Source organism: Bartonella sp. B1098, from assembly GCF_944896145.1.
Classification (GTDB): Bacteria; Pseudomonadota; Alphaproteobacteria; order Rhizobiales; family Rhizobiaceae; genus Bartonella.
Window position 1 is genome coordinate 156,390 of sequence record NZ_CALYLP010000005.1, and the last position, 25,310, is coordinate 181,699.

The window sequence follows — 25,310 nt, forward strand, 5'->3', positions numbered from 1 at the left end:
TAAAATTTCTTCTACTTCCGTATAGAAATTTAAATAAAATATATATTTTATAAAAAGCGAATGAAATGAATAAGTAAGCTCTTATGTTCTTTCCTTATTTTGTAAGCATTGCAAAAAGAATAATGGCTTGGTAATGTAATCATTATTAAATGTTTTATTTGCCTGTAGACTAATCACTTTTACGCGTTTTATTAAGGAAAGAAAAACAAACGTGGTGCCGCTGTCAATAAAATTATTCCTACGCACAAATGAAAAGAAATATCAAACTGGTTTTACGATCCAGAAGAATTTTCTCATGCTCATGCATTTTGATATTCAGAGAAATGAGGATCTATTAGTGGACAAAACCTTATCGTAGATGGAACACCATATAAACATACACTAACTTGGATATCATAAAAATGTCTAGAGAACGAAAGAGTAATTTCAGTTCACCAATAGCTGAACTTGACAGTGCTGCACTTTTTTATCACCAACATCCCAAACCTGGAAAATTGGAAATACAAGCAACAAAACCTCTTGATAATCAACGTGATTTAGCTCTTGCTTATTCCCCAGGTGTTGCAGCACCATGTCTTGCAATTCATAAAGATCCTAATCTTGCTGCTCAATATACATCTCGTTCTAATTTAGTCGCTGTTATATCAAATGGAACGGCTGTTCTTGGTTTAGGAAACATTGGCCCCCTCGCTTCAAAGCCAGTTATGGAAGGCAAAGCCGTTTTATTCAAAAAATTTGCCAATATTGATGTTTTTGATATTGAAATTGATGCATCGGATATAGAACAAATGGTACAAACGGTATCTACCTTAGAACCTACATTTGGTGGTATTAATCTTGAAGATATTAAAGCTCCTGAATGTTTTGAAATCGAAGAAAAGCTGCGCGCTAAGATGAATATTCCAGTTTTTCATGATGACCAACATGGAACGGCCATTATTGTTTCTGCGGCTGTATTAAATGCCTTAAATCTTTCAGGAAAAAAAATTGAAAATGCAAAAATAGTTACTTCAGGTGCCGGTGCTGCCGCCCTTGCTTGCCTTAATCTTTTGGTCCGTCTTGGGGCAAACGCTGAAAATATTTGGCTTAGTGACTTAGAGGGTGTTGTTTATGAAGGCCGCCAAACCCTTATGGATCGTTGGAAAGTCAATTATGCACAAAAAACTGACGCACGAACTTTATCTGATGTTATTAATGATGCAGATATTTTTCTAGGAGTATCGGCGGGTGGTGTTTTAAAGCCTGAATATCTTAAAAAAATGGCTCAAGATCCACTCATTTTAGCACTGGCTAATCCAGTACCAGAAATTATGCCGGAAGAAGCACATTCTATACGACCCGATGCAATGATCTGCACAGGACGCTCTGATTATCCCAATCAAGTTAATAATGTCCTTTGTTTTCCCTATATCTTTCGTGGAGCATTAGACGTAGGTGCAACTGCAATTAACGAAGAAATGAAAATGGCTGCTGTTCATGCGATTGCTGCCCTTGCTCGTGAAGAAACTTCAGATGTTGTAGCCCGTGCATATGCAAAAGCACCGCCTAATTTTGGACCCAACTACCTGATCCCCTCTCCTTTTGATCCGCGTTTAATCCTACGTATTGCTCCTGCTGTTGCTAAAGCAGCAATGGCAACGGGTGTCGCCCTTCGTCCCATTGAAGATATGGAAGCCTACCATGATATCCTCAATCGATTTGTTTTTCTTTCTGGTTTAACAATGAAACCTGTATTTGCTGCCGCAAAAACAGCAAAACGTAAACGCGTCATCTACGCCAATGGTGAAGATGAACGTGTCCTTCGTGCAGCGCAAGTTGTCATTGAAGAACAAACAGCAATACCTCTCCTTATTGGCCGTCCACATGTTGTAGAAGCAAGATTAAAACGCTTTGGTTTGAAAATTCGCCCTAATATAGATTTTGAATTAACAAATCCTGAAGATGATCCACGTTTTCGTGATTATGTTAATTTATTTTTTCATTATACAGGAAGACGTGGCGTTACGCCTGAAATGGCAAAAACAATCGTGAGAACATCAACAACGGCGATTGCTGCCCTTGCCGTCATGCGTGAAGAAGCAGATGCGATGATTTGCGGTTTAGAGGGGCGTTTTGAACGTCAACTTGAATTGATCGAACAAATTATCGGACTTGATCCTCATGTTCATCGTTTTTCTGCTATGAGTTTGCTTATCTCTCAACAGCGTACTCTTTTTCTCACAGATACTTACGTTAATGAAAATCCTTCTGCAGAAGAAATCGCTGAAATGACTGTATTGGCAGCTCAAGAAGTTGAAGCATTTGGAATAACACCCAAAGCAGCCTTATTATCACACTCAAACTTTGGTTCTAAGAACACAGAAAGTGCGCGTAAAATGCGCCGAGCAACAGAAATTCTTGCAAAATTACACCCTCATTTAGAAGCAGATGGTGAAATGCATGGTGATGCAGCTCTTTCCAAAGTTTTTCGTGATCGTGTTTTTCCTGATTCTCGTCTCAAAAGTGAAGCAAATTTGCTTGTCTTTCCAACACTTGATTCAGCCAACATCACGCTCAATACTGTTAAAAGCCTCACAAATGCACTTCATGTTGGTCCTATCTTAATAGGGGCAGCACGTCCTGCCCACATACTAACGCCTTCAGTAACTTCACGAGGCGTTGTTAATATCACAGCCCTTGCCGTCCTTGCAGCAAATAGAAAAAATAAATCCGTAAAATAAATGTACAATAAAACTTCAAAGTTTTTTAAATATTGAGATATAGTATTTCACATATTGTAAAGCTCTTTTCTCTCTAGAAAAGACAGTTATATTCTGGATTAAGGCTTTTTTTAAAAGAGAAAAAAGGCTAGAAGGGTGATATTAAATGTATTTTGAATTTGCTAACTCTATAATAAGGAATCCATACATTGCCTTCCACATTTGATAAAGTTGCTGATATTATTGCAGAAATTAGTGAAATTGATCGCAATACAATCACACCTGAAAGTCATACAATTGATGATTTGGGAATCGACAGTCTTGATTTTCTTGATATTGTTTTCGCTATTGATAAAGCTTTCGGAATAAAAGTCCCCCTAGAACAGTGGACGCAAGAAGTCAATGAAGGTACAATTGCGACAGAAGAGTACTTTGTTCTTAAAAACCTTTGTGCAAAAATTGATGATCTCGTTGCCTTAAAACAGGCGGAGTAATTTTTTCACTATGCATGATCAATCTGTATTCATCACCGGTATAGGTCTCATAAGCTCTCTGGGGGAAGGAACTGATCAACATTGGAATCTCTTAAATGATCCAATCTGTACACCAAACCTAGATTGTACAACTTTTTCGCCCTACACAGTTCATAAATTGCCTGAAATTGATTGGAACTTACAAATTCCCAAAAAAAGTGATCAACGACAAATGGGAACATGGCAGCGTCTTGGTACCTATGCTGCTGGTCTTGCTCTTGATGATGCTGGCATGAAAAATAATGAACAATTCACGTCAACAATGGACATGATCGTAGCTGCAAGTGGAGGAGAACGTGATATTACTGTTGATTCACAAATTCTTTCTAAAGCACGTACAGTCACCGATCCTGCCTCTATGTTAAATGTTGCACTTTCGTCTGAGCTTCGTCCAACATTATTTTTGGCACAACTTTCAAATCTTTTGGCAGGAAATATTTCAATTGTTCATAAAGTCACTGGATCATCTCGCACATTTATGGGAGAAGAAGGCAGTGGACTTTCTTCACTTCAAATTGCTGTCGCCCGTATTAAATCAGGACAAAGTACCCATGCTCTTGTGGGAAGTTCCTATAATGCACAAAGTTATGATATGTTGTTGGCTCATGAACTTGGTGGTCTTTTAACCCATAATGGATGGAGCTCTGTGTGGGATCGTGAAACTCACCCTGGTGGCGGTATTATCACCGGTTCTGGTGGTGTCTTTCTTGTTCTTGAAAGTGGAGAACATGCCAAAAAACGGAATGCACGCGCTTATGCTAAAATTAGCCAAGTTCTTACAGACCAAACAGATAGAACCAAAACGCCGCTTAAGGAATCAATTGCAACAATGTTGAAAACAATAGGCTCTAAAGATTCCTTAGCTATTTCAGCAGCTTCAGGTGCTCATGAAGCAACAAAAGAAGAAAAAAATGCTCTTGATGATGCTAATCTATCTTACCGGGGTATTACAACATTATTCGGTTATATGCGAGAAGCACAATTTCCTTTAGCACTTGCTCTTGCAGCACTTTCAATTGAAAAAAAACGTTGTTTTCCAGCGTTATGTCCTCATGAAAAACCTTTTTCTAAAGAAGTCCATGAAATATTTGTTACCACTATTGGTATAAAAAGAGCTGAAGGTGTTGTGCGACTTACGGCTGTTTGAAGGGGAATTTCTATCGTGAAATATCATGATCATTTTGGACGTCCACTCGTAGCTATTACTGGAGCAGGCGTTATTACATCACTAGGACAGGGAAAACATGAGAATTGGCAAAAATTAACAAGCGGTGTAAGTGGCATCCACAAAATAACGCGTTTTCCCATTGAGGGATTAAATACATATATTGCTGGAACAATTGATTTTCTTAAAGAAAGTACGCTTGGTGCTTCAGCTCTTTCTGAAAAACTTGCGCTTCTTTCTGCTGAGGAAGCTTTAGAACAAGCTGCTCTTGATAAAACAAGCTTTAATGGACCACTCTTTCTAGCTGCACCTCCTGTTGAACTTGAATGGAAAGCACGTTTTAGTCTCGATCAAGAGGAAGAATTCAATCATGAGCCTTCTTATGCACATCTTCTTAAAATCTGTAAACATAAACGCCATGATGCACTTTTTGAAACCACACAATTTGGTGCCATTGCAGAAAAGCTGCAAAAAACGTTTGGCACAAAAGGACTTCCTGTTACACTTTCCACAGCTTGTGCATCTGGTGCAACAGCAATTCAATTAGGTGTTGAAGCTATTCGACGAGGAGAAACAAATCGCGCTCTTACCATTGCGACAGATGGATCCGTTTCAGCAGAATCTCTCATTCGCTTTTCATTACTCTCTGCTCTTTCCACTCAAAATGACCCCGCAGAAAAAGCAGCAAAACCCTTCAGCCGAGATCGAGATGGATTTGTTATGGCAGAAGGTTCAGGTGCTCTTGTTCTTGAATCCCTTCAAAGCGCATTAAACCGTAACGCTAAAATTTTAGGAATTTTAGCAGGCTGTGGAGAAACAGCCGATGATTTTCACCGTACACGTTCAAAACCCGATGCATCACCAGCCATTGGATCCGTTCGCAAAGCTTTAAATGATGCACAAATAACCATTCATGAAATTGACTATATTAATGCCCATGGAACTTCAACACCTGAAAATGAAAAAATGGAATATCTTGCGTTATCGACAGTCTTCGGTGACATTCTAGAACATATTCCAGTTTCTTCTAATAAATCAATGATTGGGCATACCTTAACGGCTGCTGGCGCCATAGAAGCTGTTTTTTCGCTTTTGACCATTCAATCGGGAATACTTCCACCTACCATAAATTACGATAATCCTGACCCTGCTATCCCTTTAGACGTTGTCCCTCATCATAACCGTAAAGCGAATGTCAATGCGGTTTTGTCAAACTCATTTGGATTTGGTGGCCAAAATACGAGTCTTGTTCTCACAGCCTATAAAGGATAATCTTTTCCATACTGACCAAAGTTAACCATACTGAAGCAATAGCAATTATCAATTGAAGGGGAATAATAATGCGTGCGCTACAATTACTAAATGAACGCCGACTTGAAATCACCAATATTTCCCCCCCACCTTCACCTAGGCCAGATGAAGTAACAGTGCGGATCAAAGCCGTTGCTCTTAATCATATTGATGTATGGGGATGGCGTGGCATGGCCTTTGCCAAAAGAAAAATGCCCCTCATCATTGGTGCAGAAGCTTCCGGTGAGGTTATACAAGTAGGAGATAGCGTTGAAAATCTGCAACTTGGACAGATTGTCTCAATTTATGGTGCACAAACCTGTGGGGTATGCCAAGCTTGTCATGAAGGACAGGATAATCTTTGTACTGATGTAAAAGGAGTCTATGGTTTTCATCTTGATGGTTTTGCTTGTGAATTTGTCAATTTACCAGCACGTTTATTGATTCCATCTCCTCCCCAATGTGATGAACTCCAAGCCGCTGTTGCTCCAATTACTTTTGGTACCGTAGAACATATGCTTTTTGATAATGCAAAACTACAAGCAGGAGAAACAATCCTGATACAAGCTGGTGGTTCCGGTATTGGCTCTGCAGCTATTCAACTGGCAAAACATATGGGATGTACCGTTATCACGACGGTAGGTTCAGATGAAAAAGTTGCAAAAGCACACTCTCTTGGAGCAGATCATGTGATTAATTATCGTAAAGATCGTTTTGAAGGTGTGGTGCGTAAATTAACCCAAAAAAAAGGTGTTGACGTTGTTTTTGAGCATGTTGGGGTCGATACATGGAACGGTTCTTTGTTGTGTATGAAAAAAGGAGCACGCTTAGTAACTTGTGGTTCTACCTCTGGTGTTTCAGCATCAATAAATCTCATGCAATTATTTCAGCAACAACTTAAAATATTCGGTTCATTTGGCTGCCGTATAGAAAATATGAAAAATGCCATGCAAAAAATGGCACAAAAAGCCGTACACCCTGTCATTGATACAATTGTTAGACTTGATGAAATGGATACAGCTTTAAAACGAATGGAAAGCCGTGATGTTTTTGGTAAAATTATTCTTAAAATTAATTGAATCATGATGAAGCTTTCTCTTAAAAATCTCATCTATCGTATTAAAGTTATAGCTAAAAAAATATCCTACTTGTTATGGGCATATCTACTTTTTGGTTCTTTATTTATTCTAAAATTCTTTCCAGCCAAAATGGGAATTTCTTTTTTTTCTTGGTTGGCAAAAAAAATCGGCCCCCTCGTACATCGGCATCAAATAACCCTTGCAAACCTTAGAAAGGCATATCCAGAAAAAACAGAGCAAGAACGCTACGCGATTGCAATTGAAATGTGGGAAAACATAGGACGCTTCCTAGCCGAATATATTTTTCTTGATAAAATTTTTGATTTTAATCCTCATGCGGAAGAGCCAGGTTTTATTGAGGTTAAGGGAATTGAAATCTTTGAACGATTAAAAGGAGAAAAAAAACCCCATATTTTTTTCACAGCGCATACTGGAAATTTTGAACTTCTCCCTATTTGCGCACAAAGTTTTGATCTGAATGTTACGGTCTTGTTTAGACCACCCAATAATCCTTATGTTGCCAAACGAGTCCTTAAAGCACGACAAACTTCTATGGGGCATCTTGTTCCCTCAAAAGCCGGTGCAGCATGGGCATTAGCAGGTAAATTAGCAGAAGGTGAAAATGTTGGTATGCTCGTTGATCAAAAATTTCGCCACGGTATCATGGGAACATTTTTTAACAGACCCCTTAAAACAAATCCCTTAATTATAAAGCTTGCACGACAATATAACTGTGATATTTATCCAGCACGTTGTATTCGTCTGCCTGGAGGACGTCATCGTTTAGAATTATATGAGCGTGTAGAACTTCCACGAGATGAAAAAAATGATATCGATATCGCTGCTTCTACGCAAAAACTAAATGATATTGTTGAGACTTGGGTTCGTGAATACCCCGGACAATGGATGTGGTTACATAGACGTTGGGACATCTAACATAAGCTCTATTGCTTACAGAGGAAGTACAAATGTTAGCCTCAAAAAATATCAAAGATCTCACCGCAATTATCACTGCTTTACGCAATCCTGATAATGGTTGTCTCTGGCATAAAAAACAAACTTTTGAATCCCTCATACCCTATCTGCTTGAAGAAGTTTACGAGGTCATCGACGCCATTGAACGAAGAAACCAAAAAGATCTCTGTGAGGAACTTGGTGACCTTCTTTTACAGGTTGTTTATTATGCTACCATTGCACAAGAAGAAGGTAGCTTTACTTTTGAAGATGTCGTTTATGCAATTACGGAAAAAATGATTCGTCGCCATCCTCACGTTTTTGGAAATGCCGAGCAAAAAAAACGAGGTTTTATAAAAGAAGAGTGGGAATATATAAAAAAAGAAGAACAGGCTAAACAAGAGAAATTGCACAAAGAAAACAACAATTCAAGCATTCTTGCAAAAATAAAACAAATCCAGCCAGCAAACCAAGAAGCTCTTGCTTTACAAGAAGAAGCAGCTAAAGTGGGTTTTGATTGGCAAGAAAGTGATAAAGTTTTTGCAAAAATAGAAGAAGAACTGGAAGAACTCAAAGAAGCCATCAAAAATAAAGAAAATTCAGAAATAGAAACAGAATTTGGAGATCTCTACTTTATTCTTCTTAATCTCGCACGCCACTTAGCAATTGATTCACAAAAAGCGTTAAAAAAGACAAATACAAAATTCCGAAATCGTTTTGCCTATATTGAAAAAAAGCTATCCACTCAATCTAAAACACTCACTAACGCATCCTTAAGTGAAATGGAAGCACTTTGGAAGAAAGCTAAAAATGAACAATAAAAAATATCATATTTCTTCTACTCAAAAGAATAAGCCTCCTAAAACTTCTCAATAATAATTTCTCTAAGCTTGGATAATGTCACGAGGTTTGATTCGTTTTATATTGATCTTGGGGGACAGGACGAAGCTCTACCGATTCGCCACATCCACATGCGGAAACTTGATTGGGATTTTTAAAAACAAAACCAGAACGAAGCGTTGTTACTTCATAATCCATCTGTGTTCCTAATAAAAATAATACCGCATCATGCGCAATAAAAACACGAGCACCATTCACTTCAACAACATCCGCATCTATCCCCTCTTCTTTGACGAGAGTAATTGTATATTCCATCCCTGCACAGCCGCCTTTTTTGATCCCAACAAGAATACCTCGTGCATCTTTTGCATCCATAATCGCTTTAACACGATTTACAGCAGCTTGTGTTAAACTTATTACCGAAAAACGACTCATCGTTTACTCTTTTCTTGGCTCAACAGACATTTTAAACGTTTTTTCTCTACCATATTCTATCTGGTATTTTAGAAGAAAAACAACAAGACATAAATTAAAACATCCCAATCTTTTTATTGAGATAAAAATTTATTGGGATAAAAATACATCCTCATAAAATGAGATTTTTGATTGTACAATCTAGAATTTACAATTTTTTATCCTCATAAAACGCAAAATACCTCTGCTATAAAAATTCTAAACGAAAGAAAACATTTCAATGCCATACACTCAATTTCAAAGTTTTAAAAACATTCATTTTTATGACCTATGAGATAAAGAAAATAGACCTTCCATACTTATGGGCGTTCCCCTCCTTCCCCGATACTCCTAAAATCACAAATCTTCTCTCTTCACAATCTGCAAAAGAATTAAATGCATAAATCTATTGGTGGGAAGAATTTTTCACTTTCAAAAGTTGTCAGTGTAAGAGCATTTTAGATTTTGTTCTGTTTATTTTTTCTCTTGCCTTTAAAGAAACAGTCATTTAATCGTTTCACACGGACTCGGAGCGTAGCGCAGCTTGGTAGCGCACTTGACTGGGGGTCAAGGGGTCGTGGGTTCAAATCCCGCCGCTCCGACCATTTTCTAAATGCTGTAAAATAAGCTTATTTTAGAATTTTTTATTTCACTTGCACATCCATGATTTTTTTCTTCAACATAGAACAATGTGCGATAATATTTTTATCATCAATTTTAGAGAGAACGTTTTTATGAGAATCATCTTCATTCTCACGAGAACACACAGGAAACGCGAGACCTCTGCCTCGCGTTAGGCCATTCTTTAAAAAATTTATAATTATTTACTTCTCATATTTTCTAAATTTTCTTTATGCGACAATGCTGCTGTTATCATTTTTTGTAATGGATGGTGACATTTGCACAGTTATTTTTTTTGGTTTTAATTCAGCTGGCATTTCTCTTTTTAGCTGAATATGAAGAAGCCCATCTCCAAGCTCTGCCCCAATAACCTTCACATGATCAGCTAAATGAAAACGTCGTTCAAAAGCACGCGAAGCAATACCTCGATAAAGAAATTCTCGTTCTTCATCATCCTTTTCAGGCTTTCTGTCTCCCTTAACGATCAGCTGATTACAATGCGTTTCAATATCAATTTCATCTTGAGAAAAACCAGCAACAGCCATAGAAATTCTATAAGAATCTTCGGTTAAACGTTCAATATTATAAGGGGGATAAGAAGAAACTTCTTCTGGTTGTGTTCTTGAATCAAACCAGTTAAAAAGATGATCAAAACCTACTGTGGAACGATAAAATGGTGAAAAGTCTACTTGACGCATAATACTGCCCTCCTTTAGAGCGACTACAATTTATAATTGATTCACAAAGTTCCCAAATGGCAAACTTACTTGTGAAGCCGTGGTCCCATCATGGCAACCACACTGTAATATCTGGTAATCGTTTTCTCTTATTTCAACTCTTTTATATCTGAATTGACAAAAACTATCTAAAAAACAACTTACCCCTTTCTTAATCCTTCTTCATCATTACATAAATATCAAAGTCCTCTCATTATCTGACGTTGAACTCAGTAGCAAATACACTTAAAGGATTTCAATTGAAAGCACCTCTTTATCCCATAGACTGGGGTTCCGCTCCTCCTCATATCCATCATGGTACCCTTAAAATAGCAATAGATTGCAAAATTCGTTTTGCAATAACATATCCTAAAGCAGAAAAATCTAAGGGAACAATTGTTATTCTTGAAAACAATACAAATGCTTTAGAAACATATTTTTTACCCATAAATGAAATTTCTAAACGCGGTTTTCACACAGCAATATTTGACTGGTTTGATCAAAAAAAAATGTCCTTCAAGACAAGAAAAAAAAGCCGACATTATTACTTTGATATAAATAATGATATTAATGACTTATATGAATTTCTTAAAAATGTTGTTTATCCTAATTGTCCCCCCCCTTACTCTATGCTCGCCTATGGTATGGGGGGATTGATCGCCCTTAGCGGCTTAGATCTCATTAATCATCAGTTTAACAGATTGCTCTGTGTTTCTCCCCTTTTTGCTCCACTCGGCAATAAAACGAACAGTTTTCAACATAAATTAACACAATTTCTTTCTGATATAGGCCTTGGCTTTATCCCAGCAAAAGACGGGAAACAATTAAAAAAAACAAACCTAAAAAATATACAGTTAGAGCACATGCATCAAGGGCTATTCCCTTCCATTAAGCCCCCAACATCTCGATGGATGGCATCGGTATTTAATGCGATTGATTCTGTGAAGAAAAATATAGTCCACGGACATTTACAAATCCCAACACTCTTTATTCTCGCCAATCAAAACAATCTTGTCAACAGCATTGAAGTACGGAAATTATGCCAACACACACGTCTGACAGAAAGTATTACCATTACAGGCGCTGAACTTGATACAATTATGTATAATGAAGGTTATAAAAAACAATTTTGGGCGGCATTTGATGCATTTATTCTCGATAATGCCTCTATAAAATAATACAAAATCTCAACTTCCATTTCGCTCTGCAAAAACGAAGATTTCTATCAGCGACATCGTTCTATAAATATCTTCTATATAATGGATTCCATCTTCTAACCACTCATATGATTCGTTCTATAGACTCTATAAGCAAACTATGAAACCAATATTCATCACAAGGCATAATAAAAAACAAATAACTATAAAAATCCCATTTTTTAGGATAACCTTTCAAAAACAATAAATTAACATAATATTCTTCTCATTTCTAGATAGAAGCAATTCGTACAGTAACGGTTTTCATAATTTTTTTAATGGAGTTCTGATAAGAAACAGATAATTTAAAAGAAAAAATAGTAATGAATCATTTTAAAAGTCTTAGATCATCCCTACTTTTTTTAATCACGTATATTTCGAATTTAACTAACTCACAACGAATATGCTGTATTTTGAATAAGAATATAAGAATTAACCATTTTGCCATTCATTTTGATTATGAGTATTTTTCGATCTTTTTTATAAATACTCTATATTGTATAATTGATACGGCAAAAACTCTGACAAATGGAGCCATTGGAACACAATTATGAAACGAATCCTGCTCGCAGAAGATGATAACGATATGCGCCGCTTTCTCGTAAAGGCCCTAGAACGTGCAGGCTATGAAGTCGCCGATTTCGATAATGGTATTAGCGCATATGAACGTTTACAAGAAGAACCATTTTCTCTTCTCCTGACTGACATTGTGATGCCAGAGATGGACGGAATTGAACTGGCACGACGTGCTACTGAAATTGACCCTGATTTACGAGTTATGTTCATTACAGGTTTTGCAGCGGTTGCACTCAATTCAAATAGTGATGCTCCTCCTGATGCAAAAGTTCTCTCTAAGCCATTTCACTTACGTGAACTTGTCAATGAAGTTGAAAAGATCCTTATTGCTGCTTGAAGGGACGTTTTTCTCAGTTATTTGCATCTATTGTAAGAGAAAATGAAATTAAGCATTGACGTTTATCATTCTATATGGTGTATGCAACATCGATGAATGGGCGTGTAGCTCAGCGGGAGAGCACTACGTTGACATCGTAGGGGTCACAGGTTCGATCCCTGTCACGCCCACCATATGCTTTTACTTCTTATGTAATTTACTGATTTCACGTATGTTTTAAGAGGTGAGGGATACCCGAATAAAGTTAAGGGAATAGGATTTTGTGACGTGCTTCTATAGGGCGCTTCTTTTTTTATCGAATTTCTCTAACAATTTTTTAAATTTTGTTAAGTCTTGTTGTGAAAAATTCTCTAAGTTTCTAACAAACATATCAACAATTTCACATCTGCACGTATCAGAAGGTTTTATTGTAAAACTCCTTTGACATGTATAGGCTTCTTTTCTTAAAAGTAATGCTTCCTTTTGATCTAAATCATATAAGTTTATGATTTTGACTGCCATGCCAACCGGTACAGATTTCTTGCCAATCTCGACTGAAGATAAAAATGATACAGATACGTCCAATTTCTTAGCCATATCTAAGAGGCGTTCTGAGTGATCAACGCGAAGTTTACATAAAATTTTACCAAAAGATGTAACCATATAAAAAGTCCTGTTAGAGAAGAAATATTTCCTCTGATTTTAACAAATCTTTTCGAAGATTGCTTTAATTATTGCGAATCAAAACTTCTTTTCGAGGTGATTTTTTTTGCGATTTTAAAGAAAAGATTTTGTAAATCTCTAACTCTTAGTTATCCATTTTTTAAAGTGTGAGAAGTGATTATCTAGCGCATCTATGAAACGGGATAAATCGATGACAAACATAAAGACAATGAAGGCTAACCACTTCATAATGCGTGACATCATCTTTAAGCCTTGATACGTCTCTATCATCTCATGAAGCAGCTGTTGTTCTGTCTCCGTGAGATCTTGTTCCGGTTTACGCTTTCTACTCATTTGACCAACCACATAAGCGTGCTCCCTATTTTGCGCCCCCAAATCACAAACGCTGTTCCTTAAACCGCTTGGCAACAATCACCAGTCCTGTACACGCCGCTAAAACCATAATCCCTGCTAACGCCCACTGAATTGGTCCATTACCAACAAAAAAGCCTCCAAATCCTGAACAAGACCCTATAATCGGGGCTAGCGCCTCTATCTTGAAAAGACCTGTTCTCTCCTTCGTTTCTACCCTGTGATAGTTCGAAGCAATGTAAGACCCTTTCGCCCACAAACCGGCTTCGGCTGCTCGACGGTTGGATAATCCCACAAAAGGCTTACCCCCTATCTTATTCCATTTCTGTAATTCACTAGGAACAGCTTCATAATCCCCTTGATTAAGCTTCTTCAACAACGTTGACTTGCTAAAGGCTTTCGTTCCTACGTTATAACAAAACGATACCAATGCCGCGAATTGGCAATCCGTTAATGAAACCGTCACCGATTCCTCAACCGTCTTCTCAAATTGCTTTAAGTCTTCACAAAGAATTTCTTCTGCTTGCTCTTGTGTGATACGCATGCCTTTTTTAACAAGCGGTTGACCGGCATTGCTGGTGTGACCATACCCTATCGTCCAGATACATGCTACATCTCTATAAGCCTCTAAACGTAACCCTTCCCACTGTTTGATAAGCTCTAATCCTTCCTTTGATATCTTTCTCATCTGACCCTCCATAAAAAAAGCCCCACATCTGTGAGGCTGGATTAAAATCTTCTTTTATGATCTTCTATTGGCTATGCTCTTTGATCAACTGCTCGACTTCTTCAACACGAAAGCCAAGTTGAAAAAGCGGTGCATATTCGCTTTCCTGTAATTCATACTGACAACGCTTTTTGACAAAATCTCCATTGAGATCAGACGGCATTTCGGTTATGAGAGCAACCTTATGCGTGTCATCTTCTACCCCCTCTTCTCCTTCACTGAGCTCTTTGATAAAGACCCAATAAAAACGCGTTGATAAAAGCTGCTCTAGCCTTTTTACCGTTTCTTCCCTATCAAATTCGAGCATATTTAGATAATCTTGCTTCGTATTTAAGTGTTCTGGATAATCTATCATCTACCCCTCCTAAACAAAATGACGAGGACGGCTACAACCACGCGCCCCTAATTGGTGATTGTCTCTAGCAGAAGAGACGTTAGCACGTGCAAAATGTCCACTCTCTGCACCATGACTCCAACTTCCGCCTCCTGATAACCACCTCATTTCTAGCCTAGACTGCCCCCTATTCGTTATTTGCATAGGAAATGTTCCGGATAAAAACTGCCAAATATAACCGCAACCATCTTCACACCCTATATGAGAGATCATGCGACGTTTTGCCGTATCAACGTGACCACCTGAAATCTTAGGAGAAGGTGCCTTCTTTCCTACAATACTCGTCTTATCATTACTCCCATGCATAGCAGAAGCAAATTCTTCATCACTTAATAATGACTTATTTACAAGCATCATATCTGTTACATGATCTGTATAAGTACACCCCGTTGTAATTGGAACATTATACGCGGAGCGTGTATTTTCTCCCGTACCTGACTGAAGATAAATATCAACCCAAAGATCTGTAGAGAAGTCGTAAACCATTCCTTCTGGTGAACTATGCGGGCGATGATTGAGACACCAAACAGAGTGGGGTAATATATCCCCTGCACGATAACCCGATAAGAGATGACCAGAAATCGTACCAACATCCACACAAAGCGTATGAAACCCTCCTATCTTGCGCGAATTATTGACGGTGTAATTCCTTGGATACGTAGAGTTTTCCGATACAACAAATTTATGAGACTGTCCTCCATCAGAAACCAAATAAACATAATAATCCTTGCCTGCCGAAAGAGACGGCATGCCTATTCTTGCATCGGCTGCATAACCTACAACCAAAATATCATTGCCTACTCCCAAGGTTAGGGTCGTTCCTTTTTTTACCGTTAATTGCGCTTTGCCTGTAGCTACAAGAAACGGGGTAGAATTTGACAAAACCGTTAAATTAGACTGTTTCAGTAAAGTATTTATCTTTTCTGCTAGCGCTTTTGCTGCTGTTGCTGTTGTTTGAGCTGCCGTTGCTGTTGCTAAAGAACTTTTGAGACCTCCAAGCTCTTGTTTCGTCGTATCAGCAGTTTTCTTTGCTTGCTCCGCAACTCCTTTGGCTTCTTCGGCTGTCCTTTTCGCTCTATCAGCTGTTTCTTTAGCTTTAGTGGCTTCGCCCTTGGCTTGATAAGCTTTTGAATCTGCTGCTTCCGCTTTTTTCTTGGCTTCGTCTGAGTACGTCCGCGCTAAACTTGCTGTAGTTTTAGCATTATCTGCCGCTTCCTTCGCATTATAAGCTGTACTACTAGCGTTATAAGCTATATTTTTTGCGGATTCTGCCTCACTACGAGCTTGCCTCGCATCATTTTCGGCATAGCCTGCTTTTTCCTTGGCTGCCTTCGCTGTTTTTTGTGCCTCTTCTACTTTTCCTTCTAAAGATGTTGCTAAAGACGATGCCTTTTTATCAGCTGCTTCTGCCGCTTTCTGTGCTTGTTCGGCTGTATATTTTGCACTATTAGCTATTTCCTTAGCTTTTTCGGCTTCGCCCTTGGCTTGATAGGATTGTGAATCTGCTGTTTCGGCTTTTTTCTTGGCTTCATCTGCGTACGTACGCGCTAAACTTGCTATGGTCTTAGCGTCATCGGCTACTTCCTTCGCTTTGTGAGCTGTACTCCACCCTTGATGAGCTGTGTTGCCTGAATTTTCCGCTATCTTCTTGGCTTCGTCTGCATATGTCCGTGCTAAACTTGCTATGGTCTTAGCCTCATCTGCTGCTGCCTTCGCTTTATTGGCATTACTCCACCCTTCATGAGCTGTACTTTTTGCCTTTTCTACCTCTCTGCGCGCTTGTTCTGCCTCATGGTTGGCATAACCGGCTGTCTGTTTGGCTTCTTTCGCTATCTTTTCGGCTTCACCCGCTACTGTCTCTACTTTTCCTGCTTTAGTTTGTGCTCCTTCCGCAACCTTCTTCGCTTCTTCCGCTGTTGACTTCGCACTATTAGCTATTTGTTTTAGACTATCCAAGGCTCCTTTCGTTTCTTCTGCTACCTTCTCTACTGCTTCCGCTTTGCTCTTCGCCTCTTCCGCTATGCCCTTCACCGCCTCTACATCAGCCTGCCCTGCCGCCTCTCCTGAACGCGCTGCCGCTTCTGCTGCTTCTTTGGCTATTCGCGTGGCTTCGGTTGCACTCTGCTGGGCTTGCTCTGATTTCGCCGACGCACTATCCGCAGAACTTTTCGCTTCCAAGGCTATCGTTGTGGCATTGCTTGCTTCTTCTTTTGCTTCCTCTGATAGGCTCTTCGCAGATATTGCTGTCTGTGAAGCTTCATTCGCAACTGCCTCTACGCTTTCGGCTTTAGCCTTTGCTGTTTCTGCTGCCTCTTGTGAGCTTGATGCCAACCGTTGTGCCTCTTCCGCTTTAGCCTTTGCTTCACCAGACTTCGTTAAGACTTCTGAAGTTTGCTGGCTTATCTCATCACCTTTCTGCTTGGCTGTAGTGGCTGTCGATAATGCCGTGTCTGCAACGCTTTTAACATCTCCAAGCGTTTGTTTAGTTTCCTCAGCAATCCCCTTGGCATCATGAGCTGTGCTAGATGCCGTATCCGCCGTTGTTTTCGCTGCATTTGCTTCTCTTAATGCTTCATCGGCGGTTTTTTGCGCTTCTGCAGATGATGTCGTTGCTTTTTCTGCTAAACCTTTAACTTCTTCAGAAATCCCCTTGACATCATTGACTGATGTAAGCGCTGTAGAAGCTTTCTCCTTCGCATCACTCGATTCTCTAAGCGCACTTGTAGAGGCATTTTTAGCTTCTGTTGCTAGCTGTTTGGCTTCTTCACAAACACTCTTACTTTCTTGTGCAACTCTCTCTGCTGCCTCAGCTTTCTTCTGAACGGCTTCTGCTAAACTTTTGGATGCTTCACTCCCTTCACGAACCGCTTGTCTATCGGCTTGTAATGCTTGCTCTGCAACTGTCTTAGCCTCAGAAGCTATTTGAGATGCCGTTGTTGCTGCCTGTTGTGCCTGCTCGGCTTTCGTGTTTGCACTATCTGCTACACTTTTCGCGGATTCCGCTAATCTTTTCGCTTCGGACGCTGTTTGGGATGCTTGTTCTCCACCAGATTTTGCCAATTCTGCTACAGCCTTAACAGCTTCAACGGATGATTTGACTTCATCACAAGCTTCCTTTGACTGTTCTGAAAGTTTCTTTGCTTCTTCTGCTGTGCTCTTGGCTTCTCTTGATTCTGTTAATGCCGTATTGGCTGTTGATTGAGCAGAGCTTGCTGTAGTTGTCGCTGTTTCACTTGTTTGCTTGGCTTCTAACGCTGACGTCTTCGCATCTGTCGCCATATTTACTGCTGTTTCTGACGTTACCTTCGCACCATCGGCTGTTTGCTTCACTTCATCACAGGCACTGTTCGCTTCTTGCGCTAATCTTTCTGCTGTTTCCGCTTTAGCTTTCGCATCTTCTGCTAAGCTCTTGATCTCTTCTCCTCCACGGGCTGTTTCACTACCTGAACGCACTGACGCCTCTGCAACTGCCTTGGCCTCTTTGGCTACGCGAGACGCTTCGAACGCTTCTTGTTGTGCCTGCTCTGCTTTCGTTTGTGCACTATCTGCCGCGCTTTTAGCGTCTAAAGCTGTGGTCTTTGCAACACCGGCTTCTCGTTTTGCTTCTTCTGATAGACTCTTTGCTGCTGTCGCTGTTTGTGCTGCATCATCACTCGTTTGTTTTGCTGCATTAGCAATAGTCTCTAAACTTTCTGCTTTATTCTTGGCTTCTTTTGCATTCCTCAACACTTCATTAGAACGCGTTTGGATTTGCTCTGCTGTTTTTGTCAGTTCTGTAACAGAAGCTGTCGCCCGTTCCGATAAACCTTTTGCCGCTTCTGCAATATCCTTGGCATCATCGGCTGTCTGTTTGGCTCCATCTGCCTTAAGACTGGCTTGGGTCGCTACCGTCTTGACTTCATGACACGTTGCTACCGCGGTTGCGGCTACTTGGGACGTCTCTGTCGCTGTTTGGGAAGCTTCTCGCGCTGTTTGCTCTGCACGTTCAGAAATCGTTTTTGATGCATCGGCTAACCTCTTAGCTTCTGTCGAGACATTAACGGCATTCTCACTTACCTGCTTAACCTCTGCAAAACTTTCCAATGCCGTAGCCAGTGAACCTTTCGTACCACTGATTTCCCCTGAAGCTCTATCAACCGCTGCTTTGGTCTCTTCTGCTATGTGCTTTGCAGCATCAGAGGCATTTTGGGCTTCTTCGGCTAAGCCCTTGGCGCTATCCGCTGTCTCTTTTGCTTCATTGGCGATTGCTGTTGCTGCTGTAATCGCTTCCTTCGCTTCACTGGAGGTTGTAAGCGCTACATTAACCGTTTGAACCGTTTTTGTTACCTCTGTGAGCGCTTGATCTGAGCCCCTCTTAGCTTCTTCTGCAACCTGTTGCGCACCATTTGCACGCGCCATCGCTTTTTCTGCCTCTTGCCTTGCATTCACAACCTGTTCTAACGGTGCAAAGGTCTCATACGAATACAAAGAAGCTGTCCCTAAAATCTTCGGAACAACTACACTATCTTGCGAAAGCCCTTCTCTAATTTCCTCTTCAGTCGCTACCGGTATCAGATACTCATGACTATGATCGGGGATCTTCATCTGCTTTCCTCCTTACTCCCTCTAAAGTGCTTCATCCAAAGAACACTCTTTCAAATCCTCAAGATCTGCGCTTAAGCTCTCTAAGCGTTTCTCCATCTCTTTCTGCGAACCATCAAACTCTGTTTTCAAAGCTGTTGTCACTAAATCAACAATCCCTTGAAGCGGCGTATGCAAAAAGCCTCCCCCTGAATACAAAACGACCCGTACTTGGGACGGGTCGCTAAGCTCTGATATCGCAAACGGTTTTAAGGTCATTTCAACTCCTCATGTCTTTATTCCATAAATTACACTCACATTAACGGGGCGCGTTTCAGCGCCACCAACCCTCTCTGACATAAGATGATGTTCATGATGCCCCCTATCATGAATGCCCTCTTTGAGAGGCGTCGAATAATATAAAATGTTCGCAAAGGGACTTCGGATAAACCAAGGCAAGCGAGGCGGCTTATCCTTATCGGTAAACCAAAAGGGAACCTCTTCTTGTGAACCTCCTGCTATTTGGTCAAATTCTTGATTACACCTTTCCAAGGCATCCCCACTCAACCCTACACACTCTTCGTCTAGAGATCTCTTTCGCCTTGTCAAAGAAGATTCAGAAGAAGAAATATCTCGTTTCTTGCGTGAAGAACGGTCAACTGAAGAAGCGGCTCCTATTAAATGTTCATGCGCTTTCAAAGAACACGCTTGCTGACTTGCAAAAGAACGCCAAGGATCTAGACCACGTTCATAATCTGTGCCCCGTAAAAACATTCCCCGAAAATCGGGGACATTAAATGTCGAAACGCCATCTCCTGCTCCCCAAACCGTTCCTATCGCGTCAAACAATGCTCTATACGTTCTTCGCGAATATGCCCCCCCATCACAAGGCAACCAACCTGCCGGCAAGCGTTCCATTGCAAAAGGACCAATAAAACCAGACGGTAGACGTTTTAAGGAAAAAGCTTTCTCCCTTGTTGGATTGAGAATTTGCCAACCGCTTATCTCTTCATCATACACAAGCGTATAAAGACAACCCTCTTGGATCTCGCCTCCCGATAAGGCTAATAAACCGCTTTCTGTCGCCTTATAAACGGGCTTAGCAGCCAAATTATCCAAAGCAATCGTGGTCGCCCCAACGTTTTTACCTTTCGCTTTAAAACAAACCGAGATACCATTCTTATACGCTAAAAATTTCGATTGACTTTGAAGACGTATCGCACTCGTCTTTTGTTCTTGATTAACCGTAACAACCCCCTCAATCACACCCCCCGTATCCGATAAATACTCACTGACTCTTTGCATCATAAAACGCGCGCTGTTATTGACCGTGTTAGGGTGCTGTCCCTCTGACCAATTAATCAAGCTATCTGCCCCACCATTCTCAGAGGCGCTCAAAGACCAATCATAAATCGTTGACATCTTGACCTCACGTCTTAATCCCAAACACAACACTCATATTAATCGGGCGTGTTTCACTGACACCTGAACGAGCCCAAACAACATCACGCATGTGAAGATGGGAATGGGGAAAGGCAAGCACATGATGCAACCGTATATCCTCTGCACGCACACCCAAACGCTCGGCAAGCTTTTCCCTTTGCTGCTCATTCAGCACATACCCCCAGATAATCATCATATTTCCATACCAACTCTCTTCCTCATTGGCATCATTCAAAATCGTAACCGATTGACCTCCATGTTCATGCTTTCTCATAGTGTCATGCTGTAATGTGCCAAGATAACGAAAACGGTCTATCTCGCGATCATCATCAACACCCCGCAAAAACACGCCACGCAAATCGGGAACATTAAACTTCGTCCAACTATCACTGCCACCCCATCTTGTTCTTATCGCTTCATAAAGTGCTGGATAATCACTGCGCAAATAAGCAGCCCCATCACAGACTAACCAGCCTTCAGGCAAAACTTGCATTCCAAAAATCCCTATCGTACCGGTAGGATAAACTGAAATCATTGGTTCTTGTAATAAAGGCAAGGGGGTAGGATTCAAAACATGCCAACCATTATCCCTATAAACCAAACGATAAATGCACCCCTTTTGAAACTCGCCTCCTGTCAAAGAACGCATGCCTAATTCCGTCGCCTTATAAAGAGGCTTGGCAGGTAAAGCATTTAAAGCAATTGTTGTTGCCCCAACATTCTTGCCCTTCGCTTTAAAACAAACCGTGATACCATTCTTATACGCTAAAAACTGACAGTGGCTTTCAAGTCTTATCAACGTCGTTTGTTGTTCCGCATCAACCGTAAAGGTATTTGCAATCATACCACTCGTATCGGATAAATATTCCTTTACGCGTTGCATCATCACACGCGCACTATTATTCACGCTGCTAGGACGCTGTCCTTCTGACCAATCAATCAAATCATCACAATAGGCATTCTCAGAGGCTCTCAAAGACCAATCATAAATCGTCGACATCGTAAAACCTCATGTCTTAATGGCAAACAGAACAGAAACATTCACTGGACGCGTCTCACCTTCACCACTGCTTCTCAAGTCAACCTCTTGATCTTCATCATGGCTATAGGGACTTGCAATATAGCTCCCTAAATTCTCACGCTCTATTCCCATAAAGTTTGCAAGTGCCCCCCCTCCAAACAATCCTAGACGATATCCCAAAACAGCCGTCGTATTCCCATCCCAAAAATCTTCATTGCTCGTAAAATGGGGAAAGGAAAGACTTTGCCCCTGATGTTCGTGTGACTCCATTAAATCTGTTTGCACACTTGCAAAAGAACGCCCTTCATCAATATGACGACCGTCATCAACACCGCGTAAGAACATTCCCCGAAAATCCGGAACATTAAACGTCGTAACACTATTCCCTTCTCCCCAAACCGTCCCTATCGCAGAAAACAGATTGATTTATAATGATAATTTAGCGTTGTTCATATGGAATTAGACCCTCGAATAACGTAAGATTCTCTCATTTCAAGTTTGTTTATGTTGCATCAATAAAAACCACTCGCTTGCGCGTCAAAAGCGGGGCTGGTGTGTGGGTAAAAACTATAGAAGAAAGGACTAAAAATGGCTCTTATGAACCGTCTTAATGCAAGATCTGTCGCAACATTGGGGGCTGGCAAATATAATGATGGTGCCGGCTTGCTTCTTCATAAGCGTAAAGATGGGGGTGCTCAATGGCTTTATCGTTATACCCTTCACGGGCGCCGTCGTGAAATGGGCTTGGGTGCCTTAAGACATGTCTCTTTAAAACAAGCACGTGAATTAGCAAACCAATGGCGTTCTGTTTTACGTGAAGGTCGTGACCCCATTAAAGAACGCAACAAACAAAAGCGTGAGGCAATAAGCAATCTTCATTATTTAAAAGATATCGCTTTGGATACTTTTGAAAGCCGTAAAGCTGAATTAAAAGGGGATGGGAAGGATGGGCGTTGGTTTTTACCATTACGCCTTCATATTTTACCAAAATTAGGCTGTCTGCCCGTTTCAGAGATTACCCAAACAGAGATACGCAATACCCTCGCTCCTATCTGGCATACAAAAGCTGGAACAGCAGAGAAAGCACTAAACCGTCTTAATCTTTGTCTTAAACATGCGGCTGCCTTAGGACTGGATGTTGACTTACAAGCAACAGAAAAAGCACGCGCTCTCTTAGGTAAACAGCGTCATAAGGTCACTAATAGACCAGCCATGGATTGGAAAGATGTTCCTGCTTTTTATAAAACACTGTGCCAAACAACAACCCTAACACAACTGGCTTTGCGTTTGCTTATCCTTACAGGCGTTCGTACGCGTCCTTTGCGTCATATTCATAAGGATCAAGTTGAGGGTGATATATGGACAATCCCTGCTGAAAACATGAAAGGAAAGCGTGATGCTACAACAGAATTTCGCGTCCCTTTATCATTAGAGGCATTAGAAATTCTAAAACAAGCGCTCCTGCTTTCTCGCAATGATTTTTTCTTTTCTGCTACCGGTCGCGGTCCTCTTAATGAGTGTTCCATGTCAAAATATATGAAAAAAATTGGACTTGAATCCTGCCCCCATGGTTTTCGTTCCAGTTTACGTGATTGGCTCGCTGAAACAACCGATGCCCCCTATGAGGTCGCTGAAACTATTTTAAGTCATACGGTTGGGGGTAAAGTAGAGCGTGCCTATCGTCGTACTGATTATTTAGAACAGCGCCGTGTCTATATGGATAAATGGACGGCTTATGTCACCGGTCAATCTTAAGATATGGGGTGTAATACCCCATTATCTGTGGATAACTTTCTCTCTCTGTTTTCTCATTCTCTCTCAATAAGACTCATAAATTATCACATGAGAAAATATATGATAAAATACTGTTTTCTATAAACTAAATACCTTTCATATGATGCAAAAATATGGTTAATAAATGCTTATGATTTGTTCTCATTTTTTAATATTTGAAAGGACTTTACTATGACAGAAAACGATATTCTTTTAACAGACCGTGAAAGTGCAAAATTGCTTCATATGAGTGTCTCAACTTTCCGCCGTCATGTGACCAATGGCTCTCTCCCAAAACCTTTAAAATTCGGTTTTTTATCGCGTTGGTTACAATCGGATCTTTTGAATGTTATTGAACAAGCGAAACAGCAACGTCAAAGTGATGCGGCATAAAAAAACTTTGTCACATAAGGATGGACAAGGCTTTTCATTTTCACACGAAGCTTATGAATAGCAGAGTCCGTCCTATGATGCAATCATTATAGGATCAAAAATATGTTTTCTTTTACGAATGCGCAGGGCATTACACGTGCTGTGCCAGGGGGTTGGCATGGGCGTTATGGAATAGCCCGTTGTCCAGCCCATGATGATCAATTGCCTAGCTTATCTCTTGAATAAATTAGCGTATCTTATAAACTATGCTAATTAGCAGCTTTAAAGTTTTCTAAAATATTAAAAGAAAAATCCGCTATGTGAGAAAACTTAAGTGTCAATAACAATTCCCCTGCTCTGTTCTTTCGATTGAAAGTATCAAGCTTTATATTTGCACCACTCTTTTCTTCTATTGATAGTTTCTCTTTCAATATGGAGTGGAACAAAACCATTTTTGTTAGCATATTCTAACAATCCCAAGTTTTTGATTGTCTGTATCTTGTTATCATAAGAAACACGTAAACAAACGTAAAATTTTGTCATGTTCAATAAAAAATGATTAAAGATAAAAGCAGATATCTTATTTTCATTTCAAACAACAAATTGAAAAATTCATAGGAAATTTGATTGATCAAATTTAACCATTAGATTAATATTTCAAGACGATTACAGAAAGGAATTTCCTATGCAAAAGAAATTACCCAAAAGTTATATGACGGATGCTGAACGTGAAGAATTACGAGCAGGAGGTCTCCCTCAAAACAGTATCTATATGGTTGAAGCAGAAGCAGCTTCCAAGGCGAATGATAGCAAAACAACGTGGGAGTGGTTAGCAATGGCTGAATATCCAGCACATGCACTTCTACATCTTAGACATCAACGTGGAGCACAGTTTATTCGTGATATGGGGTTTTCTACAAAGAATGCTGATGAGGAATATGGTCCAGACTGGTTAGATAAAGGGGTTGTAATAGGAGGTCATCATTTCTGATAAATTAGAAAAGCTTTTTTTACAACAAAGTGTACTAGTACAAGATCTTGAAAAGACATTAGTATCTCAAAAATTACATAATGTACGAAGTAATTTGTGTGATTATATTCGTAATGTTGGAAAAAATAGTGATTTACCATTGCTTATTGATACGGAAAGTGACTTTATAAAGGATGATTTGCTTCGGTATGCTAATAGTAAAGCTATGGTCAGTAGTCTTGAAACAGCATTAATTGAAATAGGTGTTGTTAAGGATCACATGAGACTAGTTTCCAATCCTGAGAAATATGATGCGATAAATAGGGGACATAGTCTATCAAAGCACCGAAAAGGCGGATTACCTTATGATGAAGCTCGGAAAGCAATGGCATCCCATTATACACGACTAGGAAATCTGGACAAAGCACGTTTAACAGACATTGAAAAATCGATTATTGATGTGCGAAGAGAAAATATCAAGGCAATGCAAAAACTCTACGAAAAGATGCAAGCCAAAGCGATTGGTATAGATTTCTAACTCAATAGCCTACTCATAACAAAGCTTTTTACATTAATT

General features: G+C 40.0%; 24 protein-coding genes, 2 tRNA genes and 1 pseudogene. 16 read left to right on the forward strand and 11 right to left on the reverse strand.

From position 1 onward, the window contains the following. Positions 1 to 401: 401 nt before the first annotated feature. From NNJ85_RS09270 to mazG, 7 genes are all read left to right on the forward strand, one after another. A complete protein-coding gene (locus tag NNJ85_RS09270) occupies positions 402 to 2,720 on the forward strand; it encodes an NADP-dependent malic enzyme (RefSeq protein ID WP_254475439.1) in 2,319 nt (772 codons plus the stop codon). A gap of 188 nt (positions 2,721 to 2,908) precedes the next feature. Then, positions 2,909 to 3,193: an acyl carrier protein gene (locus NNJ85_RS09275; protein WP_254475441.1), complete on the forward strand. Its 285-nt coding sequence runs from the start codon at positions 2,909 to 2,911 to the stop codon at positions 3,191 to 3,193. A 10-nt stretch (positions 3,194 to 3,203) separates the two neighbouring features. Beyond that, positions 3,204 to 4,379, forward strand: a complete 1,176-nt coding sequence (locus NNJ85_RS09280; protein ID WP_254475443.1) for a beta-ketoacyl-ACP synthase — start codon at positions 3,204 to 3,206, stop codon at positions 4,377 to 4,379. 15 nt (positions 4,380 to 4,394) lie between these two features. After that, positions 4,395 to 5,669: a beta-ketoacyl-ACP synthase gene (locus NNJ85_RS09285; protein WP_254475445.1), complete on the forward strand. Its 1,275-nt coding sequence runs from the start codon at positions 4,395 to 4,397 to the stop codon at positions 5,667 to 5,669. A gap of 68 nt (positions 5,670 to 5,737) precedes the next feature. Further along, positions 5,738 to 6,766, forward strand: a complete 1,029-nt coding sequence (locus NNJ85_RS09290) for a zinc-binding dehydrogenase (RefSeq protein WP_254475448.1) — start codon at positions 5,738 to 5,740, stop codon at positions 6,764 to 6,766. Positions 6,767 to 6,772: 6 nt separating this feature from the next. Beyond that, positions 6,773 to 7,702 carry a lipid A biosynthesis lauroyl acyltransferase gene (locus NNJ85_RS09295; protein ID WP_254475472.1) on the forward strand — a complete coding sequence of 310 codons (930 nt, stop codon included), beginning with the start codon at positions 6,773 to 6,775 and terminating at the stop codon, positions 7,700 to 7,702. A 32-nt stretch (positions 7,703 to 7,734) separates the two neighbouring features. After that, positions 7,735 to 8,541, forward strand: coding sequence for a nucleoside triphosphate pyrophosphohydrolase (mazG, locus tag NNJ85_RS09300; protein ID WP_254475450.1), 807 nt, complete (start codon positions 7,735 to 7,737; stop codon positions 8,539 to 8,541). Between the two features lie 79 nt (positions 8,542 to 8,620). Here mazG and NNJ85_RS09305 read toward each other — a convergent pair whose 3' ends face one another. Continuing rightward, positions 8,621 to 8,995, reverse strand: a complete 375-nt coding sequence (locus NNJ85_RS09305; RefSeq protein WP_254475451.1) for an iron-sulfur cluster assembly accessory protein — start codon at positions 8,993 to 8,995, stop codon at positions 8,621 to 8,623. Between the two features lie 546 nt (positions 8,996 to 9,541). On the opposite strand from NNJ85_RS09305, the gene NNJ85_RS09310 reads away from it, so the two are divergent. Further along, a tRNA-Pro gene (locus tag NNJ85_RS09310) sits at positions 9,542 to 9,618 on the forward strand. Between the two features lie 246 nt (positions 9,619 to 9,864). On the opposite strand, the gene NNJ85_RS09315 is transcribed toward NNJ85_RS09310, so the two are convergent. Further along, positions 9,865 to 10,332, reverse strand: a complete 468-nt coding sequence (locus NNJ85_RS09315; RefSeq protein WP_139413319.1) for an Hsp20 family protein — start codon at positions 10,330 to 10,332, stop codon at positions 9,865 to 9,867. Positions 10,333 to 10,610: 278 nt separating this feature from the next. On the opposite strand from NNJ85_RS09315, the gene NNJ85_RS09320 reads away from it, so the two are divergent. The 3 genes from NNJ85_RS09320 (at position 10,611) to NNJ85_RS09330 (ending at position 12,632) form a co-directional block, all read left to right on the forward strand. Continuing rightward, positions 10,611 to 11,528 (forward strand): serine aminopeptidase domain-containing protein, encoded by a 918-nt coding sequence (locus tag NNJ85_RS09320; RefSeq protein ID WP_254475453.1) that lies wholly within the window; start codon positions 10,611 to 10,613, stop codon positions 11,526 to 11,528. A 568-nt stretch (positions 11,529 to 12,096) separates the two neighbouring features. After that, positions 12,097 to 12,459 carry a cell cycle two-component system response regulator CpdR gene (gene cpdR / locus NNJ85_RS09325; RefSeq protein WP_005773448.1) on the forward strand — a complete coding sequence of 121 codons (363 nt, stop codon included), beginning with the start codon at positions 12,097 to 12,099 and terminating at the stop codon, positions 12,457 to 12,459. A 98-nt stretch (positions 12,460 to 12,557) separates the two neighbouring features. Then, a tRNA-Val gene (locus tag NNJ85_RS09330) sits at positions 12,558 to 12,632 on the forward strand. Positions 12,633 to 12,732: 100 nt separating this feature from the next. Here the strand turns inward: NNJ85_RS09330 and NNJ85_RS09335 are convergent. From NNJ85_RS09335 to NNJ85_RS09375, 9 genes and pseudogenes are all read right to left on the reverse strand, one after another. Next, positions 12,733 to 13,101: a helix-turn-helix domain-containing protein gene (locus NNJ85_RS09335; RefSeq protein ID WP_254475455.1), complete on the reverse strand. Its 369-nt coding sequence runs from the start codon at positions 13,099 to 13,101 to the stop codon at positions 12,733 to 12,735. A 138-nt stretch (positions 13,102 to 13,239) separates the two neighbouring features. Beyond that, positions 13,240 to 13,467: a hypothetical protein gene (locus NNJ85_RS09340; RefSeq protein ID WP_254473145.1), complete on the reverse strand. Its 228-nt coding sequence runs from the start codon at positions 13,465 to 13,467 to the stop codon at positions 13,240 to 13,242. A gap of 31 nt (positions 13,468 to 13,498) precedes the next feature. Beyond that, positions 13,499 to 14,161: a lysozyme gene (locus NNJ85_RS09345; protein ID WP_254475209.1), complete on the reverse strand. Its 663-nt coding sequence runs from the start codon at positions 14,159 to 14,161 to the stop codon at positions 13,499 to 13,501. Between the two features lie 64 nt (positions 14,162 to 14,225). Further along, positions 14,226 to 14,555 carry a hypothetical protein gene (locus NNJ85_RS09350; protein ID WP_254475211.1) on the reverse strand — a complete coding sequence of 110 codons (330 nt, stop codon included), beginning with the start codon at positions 14,553 to 14,555 and terminating at the stop codon, positions 14,226 to 14,228. A 9-nt stretch (positions 14,556 to 14,564) separates the two neighbouring features. After that, entirely contained in the window at positions 14,565 to 19,178 is a 4,614-nt protein-coding gene (locus NNJ85_RS09355) for a hypothetical protein (protein ID WP_254475213.1), read from the reverse strand. 21 nt (positions 19,179 to 19,199) lie between these two features. Beyond that, the gene (locus NNJ85_RS09360; RefSeq protein WP_254475215.1) at positions 19,200 to 19,433 is read right to left on the reverse strand and encodes a hypothetical protein; all 234 of its coding nucleotides are present in this window, start codon (positions 19,431 to 19,433) and stop codon (positions 19,200 to 19,202) included. A 9-nt stretch (positions 19,434 to 19,442) separates the two neighbouring features. Beyond that, positions 19,443 to 20,576: a phage tail protein gene (locus tag NNJ85_RS09365; protein ID WP_254475216.1), complete on the reverse strand. Its 1,134-nt coding sequence runs from the start codon at positions 20,574 to 20,576 to the stop codon at positions 19,443 to 19,445. Positions 20,577 to 20,583: 7 nt separating this feature from the next. Beyond that, positions 20,584 to 21,597 (reverse strand): phage tail protein, encoded by a 1,014-nt coding sequence (locus NNJ85_RS09370; protein ID WP_254473210.1) that lies wholly within the window; start codon positions 21,595 to 21,597, stop codon positions 20,584 to 20,586. A 9-nt stretch (positions 21,598 to 21,606) separates the two neighbouring features. After that, a pseudogene (locus tag NNJ85_RS09375) lies at positions 21,607 to 22,041 on the reverse strand (phage tail protein); the annotation flags it as partial. Between the two features lie 165 nt (positions 22,042 to 22,206). Between NNJ85_RS09375 and NNJ85_RS09380 the strand changes: the two are divergent. From NNJ85_RS09380 to NNJ85_RS09395, 5 genes are all read left to right on the forward strand, one after another. Next, on the forward strand, positions 22,207 to 23,373 hold the full coding sequence (locus tag NNJ85_RS09380) for a site-specific integrase (protein ID WP_254475459.1): 1,167 nt from the start codon (positions 22,207 to 22,209) through the stop codon (positions 23,371 to 23,373). 210 nt (positions 23,374 to 23,583) lie between these two features. Next, complete coding sequence (locus tag NNJ85_RS09385) at positions 23,584 to 23,784, forward strand: AlpA family transcriptional regulator (protein WP_007347209.1); 201 nt, start codon at positions 23,584 to 23,586, stop codon at positions 23,782 to 23,784. 102 nt (positions 23,785 to 23,886) lie between these two features. Further along, positions 23,887 to 24,009 carry a hypothetical protein gene (locus tag NNJ85_RS09695; RefSeq protein ID WP_256481178.1) on the forward strand — a complete coding sequence of 41 codons (123 nt, stop codon included), beginning with the start codon at positions 23,887 to 23,889 and terminating at the stop codon, positions 24,007 to 24,009. Between the two features lie 439 nt (positions 24,010 to 24,448). After that, positions 24,449 to 24,754 carry a hypothetical protein gene (locus tag NNJ85_RS09390; RefSeq protein WP_012231625.1) on the forward strand — a complete coding sequence of 102 codons (306 nt, stop codon included), beginning with the start codon at positions 24,449 to 24,451 and terminating at the stop codon, positions 24,752 to 24,754. A gap of 94 nt (positions 24,755 to 24,848) precedes the next feature. After that, positions 24,849 to 25,271 (forward strand): hypothetical protein, encoded by a 423-nt coding sequence (locus NNJ85_RS09395; RefSeq protein WP_254475461.1) that lies wholly within the window; start codon positions 24,849 to 24,851, stop codon positions 25,269 to 25,271. Positions 25,272 to 25,310: the final 39 nt, after the last annotated feature.

Coding starts and splice junctions, on each gene's coding strand:
- NNJ85_RS09380 (WP_254475459.1), top strand. CDS start 22,207: ATGGCTCTTATGAACCGTCTTAATGCAAGATCTGTCGCAACATTGGGG.
- NNJ85_RS09315 (WP_139413319.1), bottom strand. CDS start 10,332: ATGCGTCAAGTAGACTTTTCACCATTTTATCGTTCCACAGTAGGTTTT.
- cpdR (WP_005773448.1), top strand. CDS start 12,097: ATGAAACGAATCCTGCTCGCAGAAGATGATAACGATATGCGCCGCTTT.
- NNJ85_RS09385 (WP_007347209.1), top strand. CDS start 23,584: ATGACAGAAAACGATATTCTTTTAACAGACCGTGAAAGTGCAAAATTG.
- NNJ85_RS09280 (WP_254475443.1), top strand. CDS start 3,204: ATGCATGATCAATCTGTATTCATCACCGGTATAGGTCTCATAAGCTCT.
- NNJ85_RS09390 (WP_012231625.1), top strand. CDS start 24,449: ATGCAAAAGAAATTACCCAAAAGTTATATGACGGATGCTGAACGTGAA.
- NNJ85_RS09365 (WP_254475216.1), bottom strand. CDS start 20,576: ATGTCAACGATTTATGATTGGTCTTTGAGCGCCTCTGAGAATGGTGGG.
- NNJ85_RS09270 (WP_254475439.1), top strand. CDS start 402: ATGTCTAGAGAACGAAAGAGTAATTTCAGTTCACCAATAGCTGAACTT.
- mazG (WP_254475450.1), top strand. CDS start 7,735: ATGTTAGCCTCAAAAAATATCAAAGATCTCACCGCAATTATCACTGCT.
- NNJ85_RS09345 (WP_254475209.1), bottom strand. CDS start 14,161: ATGAGAAAGATATCAAAGGAAGGATTAGAGCTTATCAAACAGTGGGAA.
- NNJ85_RS09305 (WP_254475451.1), bottom strand. CDS start 8,995: ATGAGTCGTTTTTCGGTAATAAGTTTAACACAAGCTGCTGTAAATCGT.
- NNJ85_RS09350 (WP_254475211.1), bottom strand. CDS start 14,555: ATGATAGATTATCCAGAACACTTAAATACGAAGCAAGATTATCTAAAT.
- NNJ85_RS09355 (WP_254475213.1), bottom strand. CDS start 19,178: ATGAAGATCCCCGATCATAGTCATGAGTATCTGATACCGGTAGCGACT.
- NNJ85_RS09360 (WP_254475215.1), bottom strand. CDS start 19,433: ATGACCTTAAAACCGTTTGCGATATCAGAGCTTAGCGACCCGTCCCAA.
- NNJ85_RS09695 (WP_256481178.1), top strand. CDS start 23,887: ATGTTTTCTTTTACGAATGCGCAGGGCATTACACGTGCTGTGCCAGGG.
- NNJ85_RS09295 (WP_254475472.1), top strand. CDS start 6,773: ATGAAGCTTTCTCTTAAAAATCTCATCTATCGTATTAAAGTTATAGCT.
- NNJ85_RS09290 (WP_254475448.1), top strand. CDS start 5,738: ATGCGTGCGCTACAATTACTAAATGAACGCCGACTTGAAATCACCAAT.
- NNJ85_RS09335 (WP_254475455.1), bottom strand. CDS start 13,101: ATGGTTACATCTTTTGGTAAAATTTTATGTAAACTTCGCGTTGATCAC.
- NNJ85_RS09370 (WP_254473210.1), bottom strand. CDS start 21,597: ATGTCGACGATTTATGATTGGTCTTTGAGAGCCTCTGAGAATGCCTAT.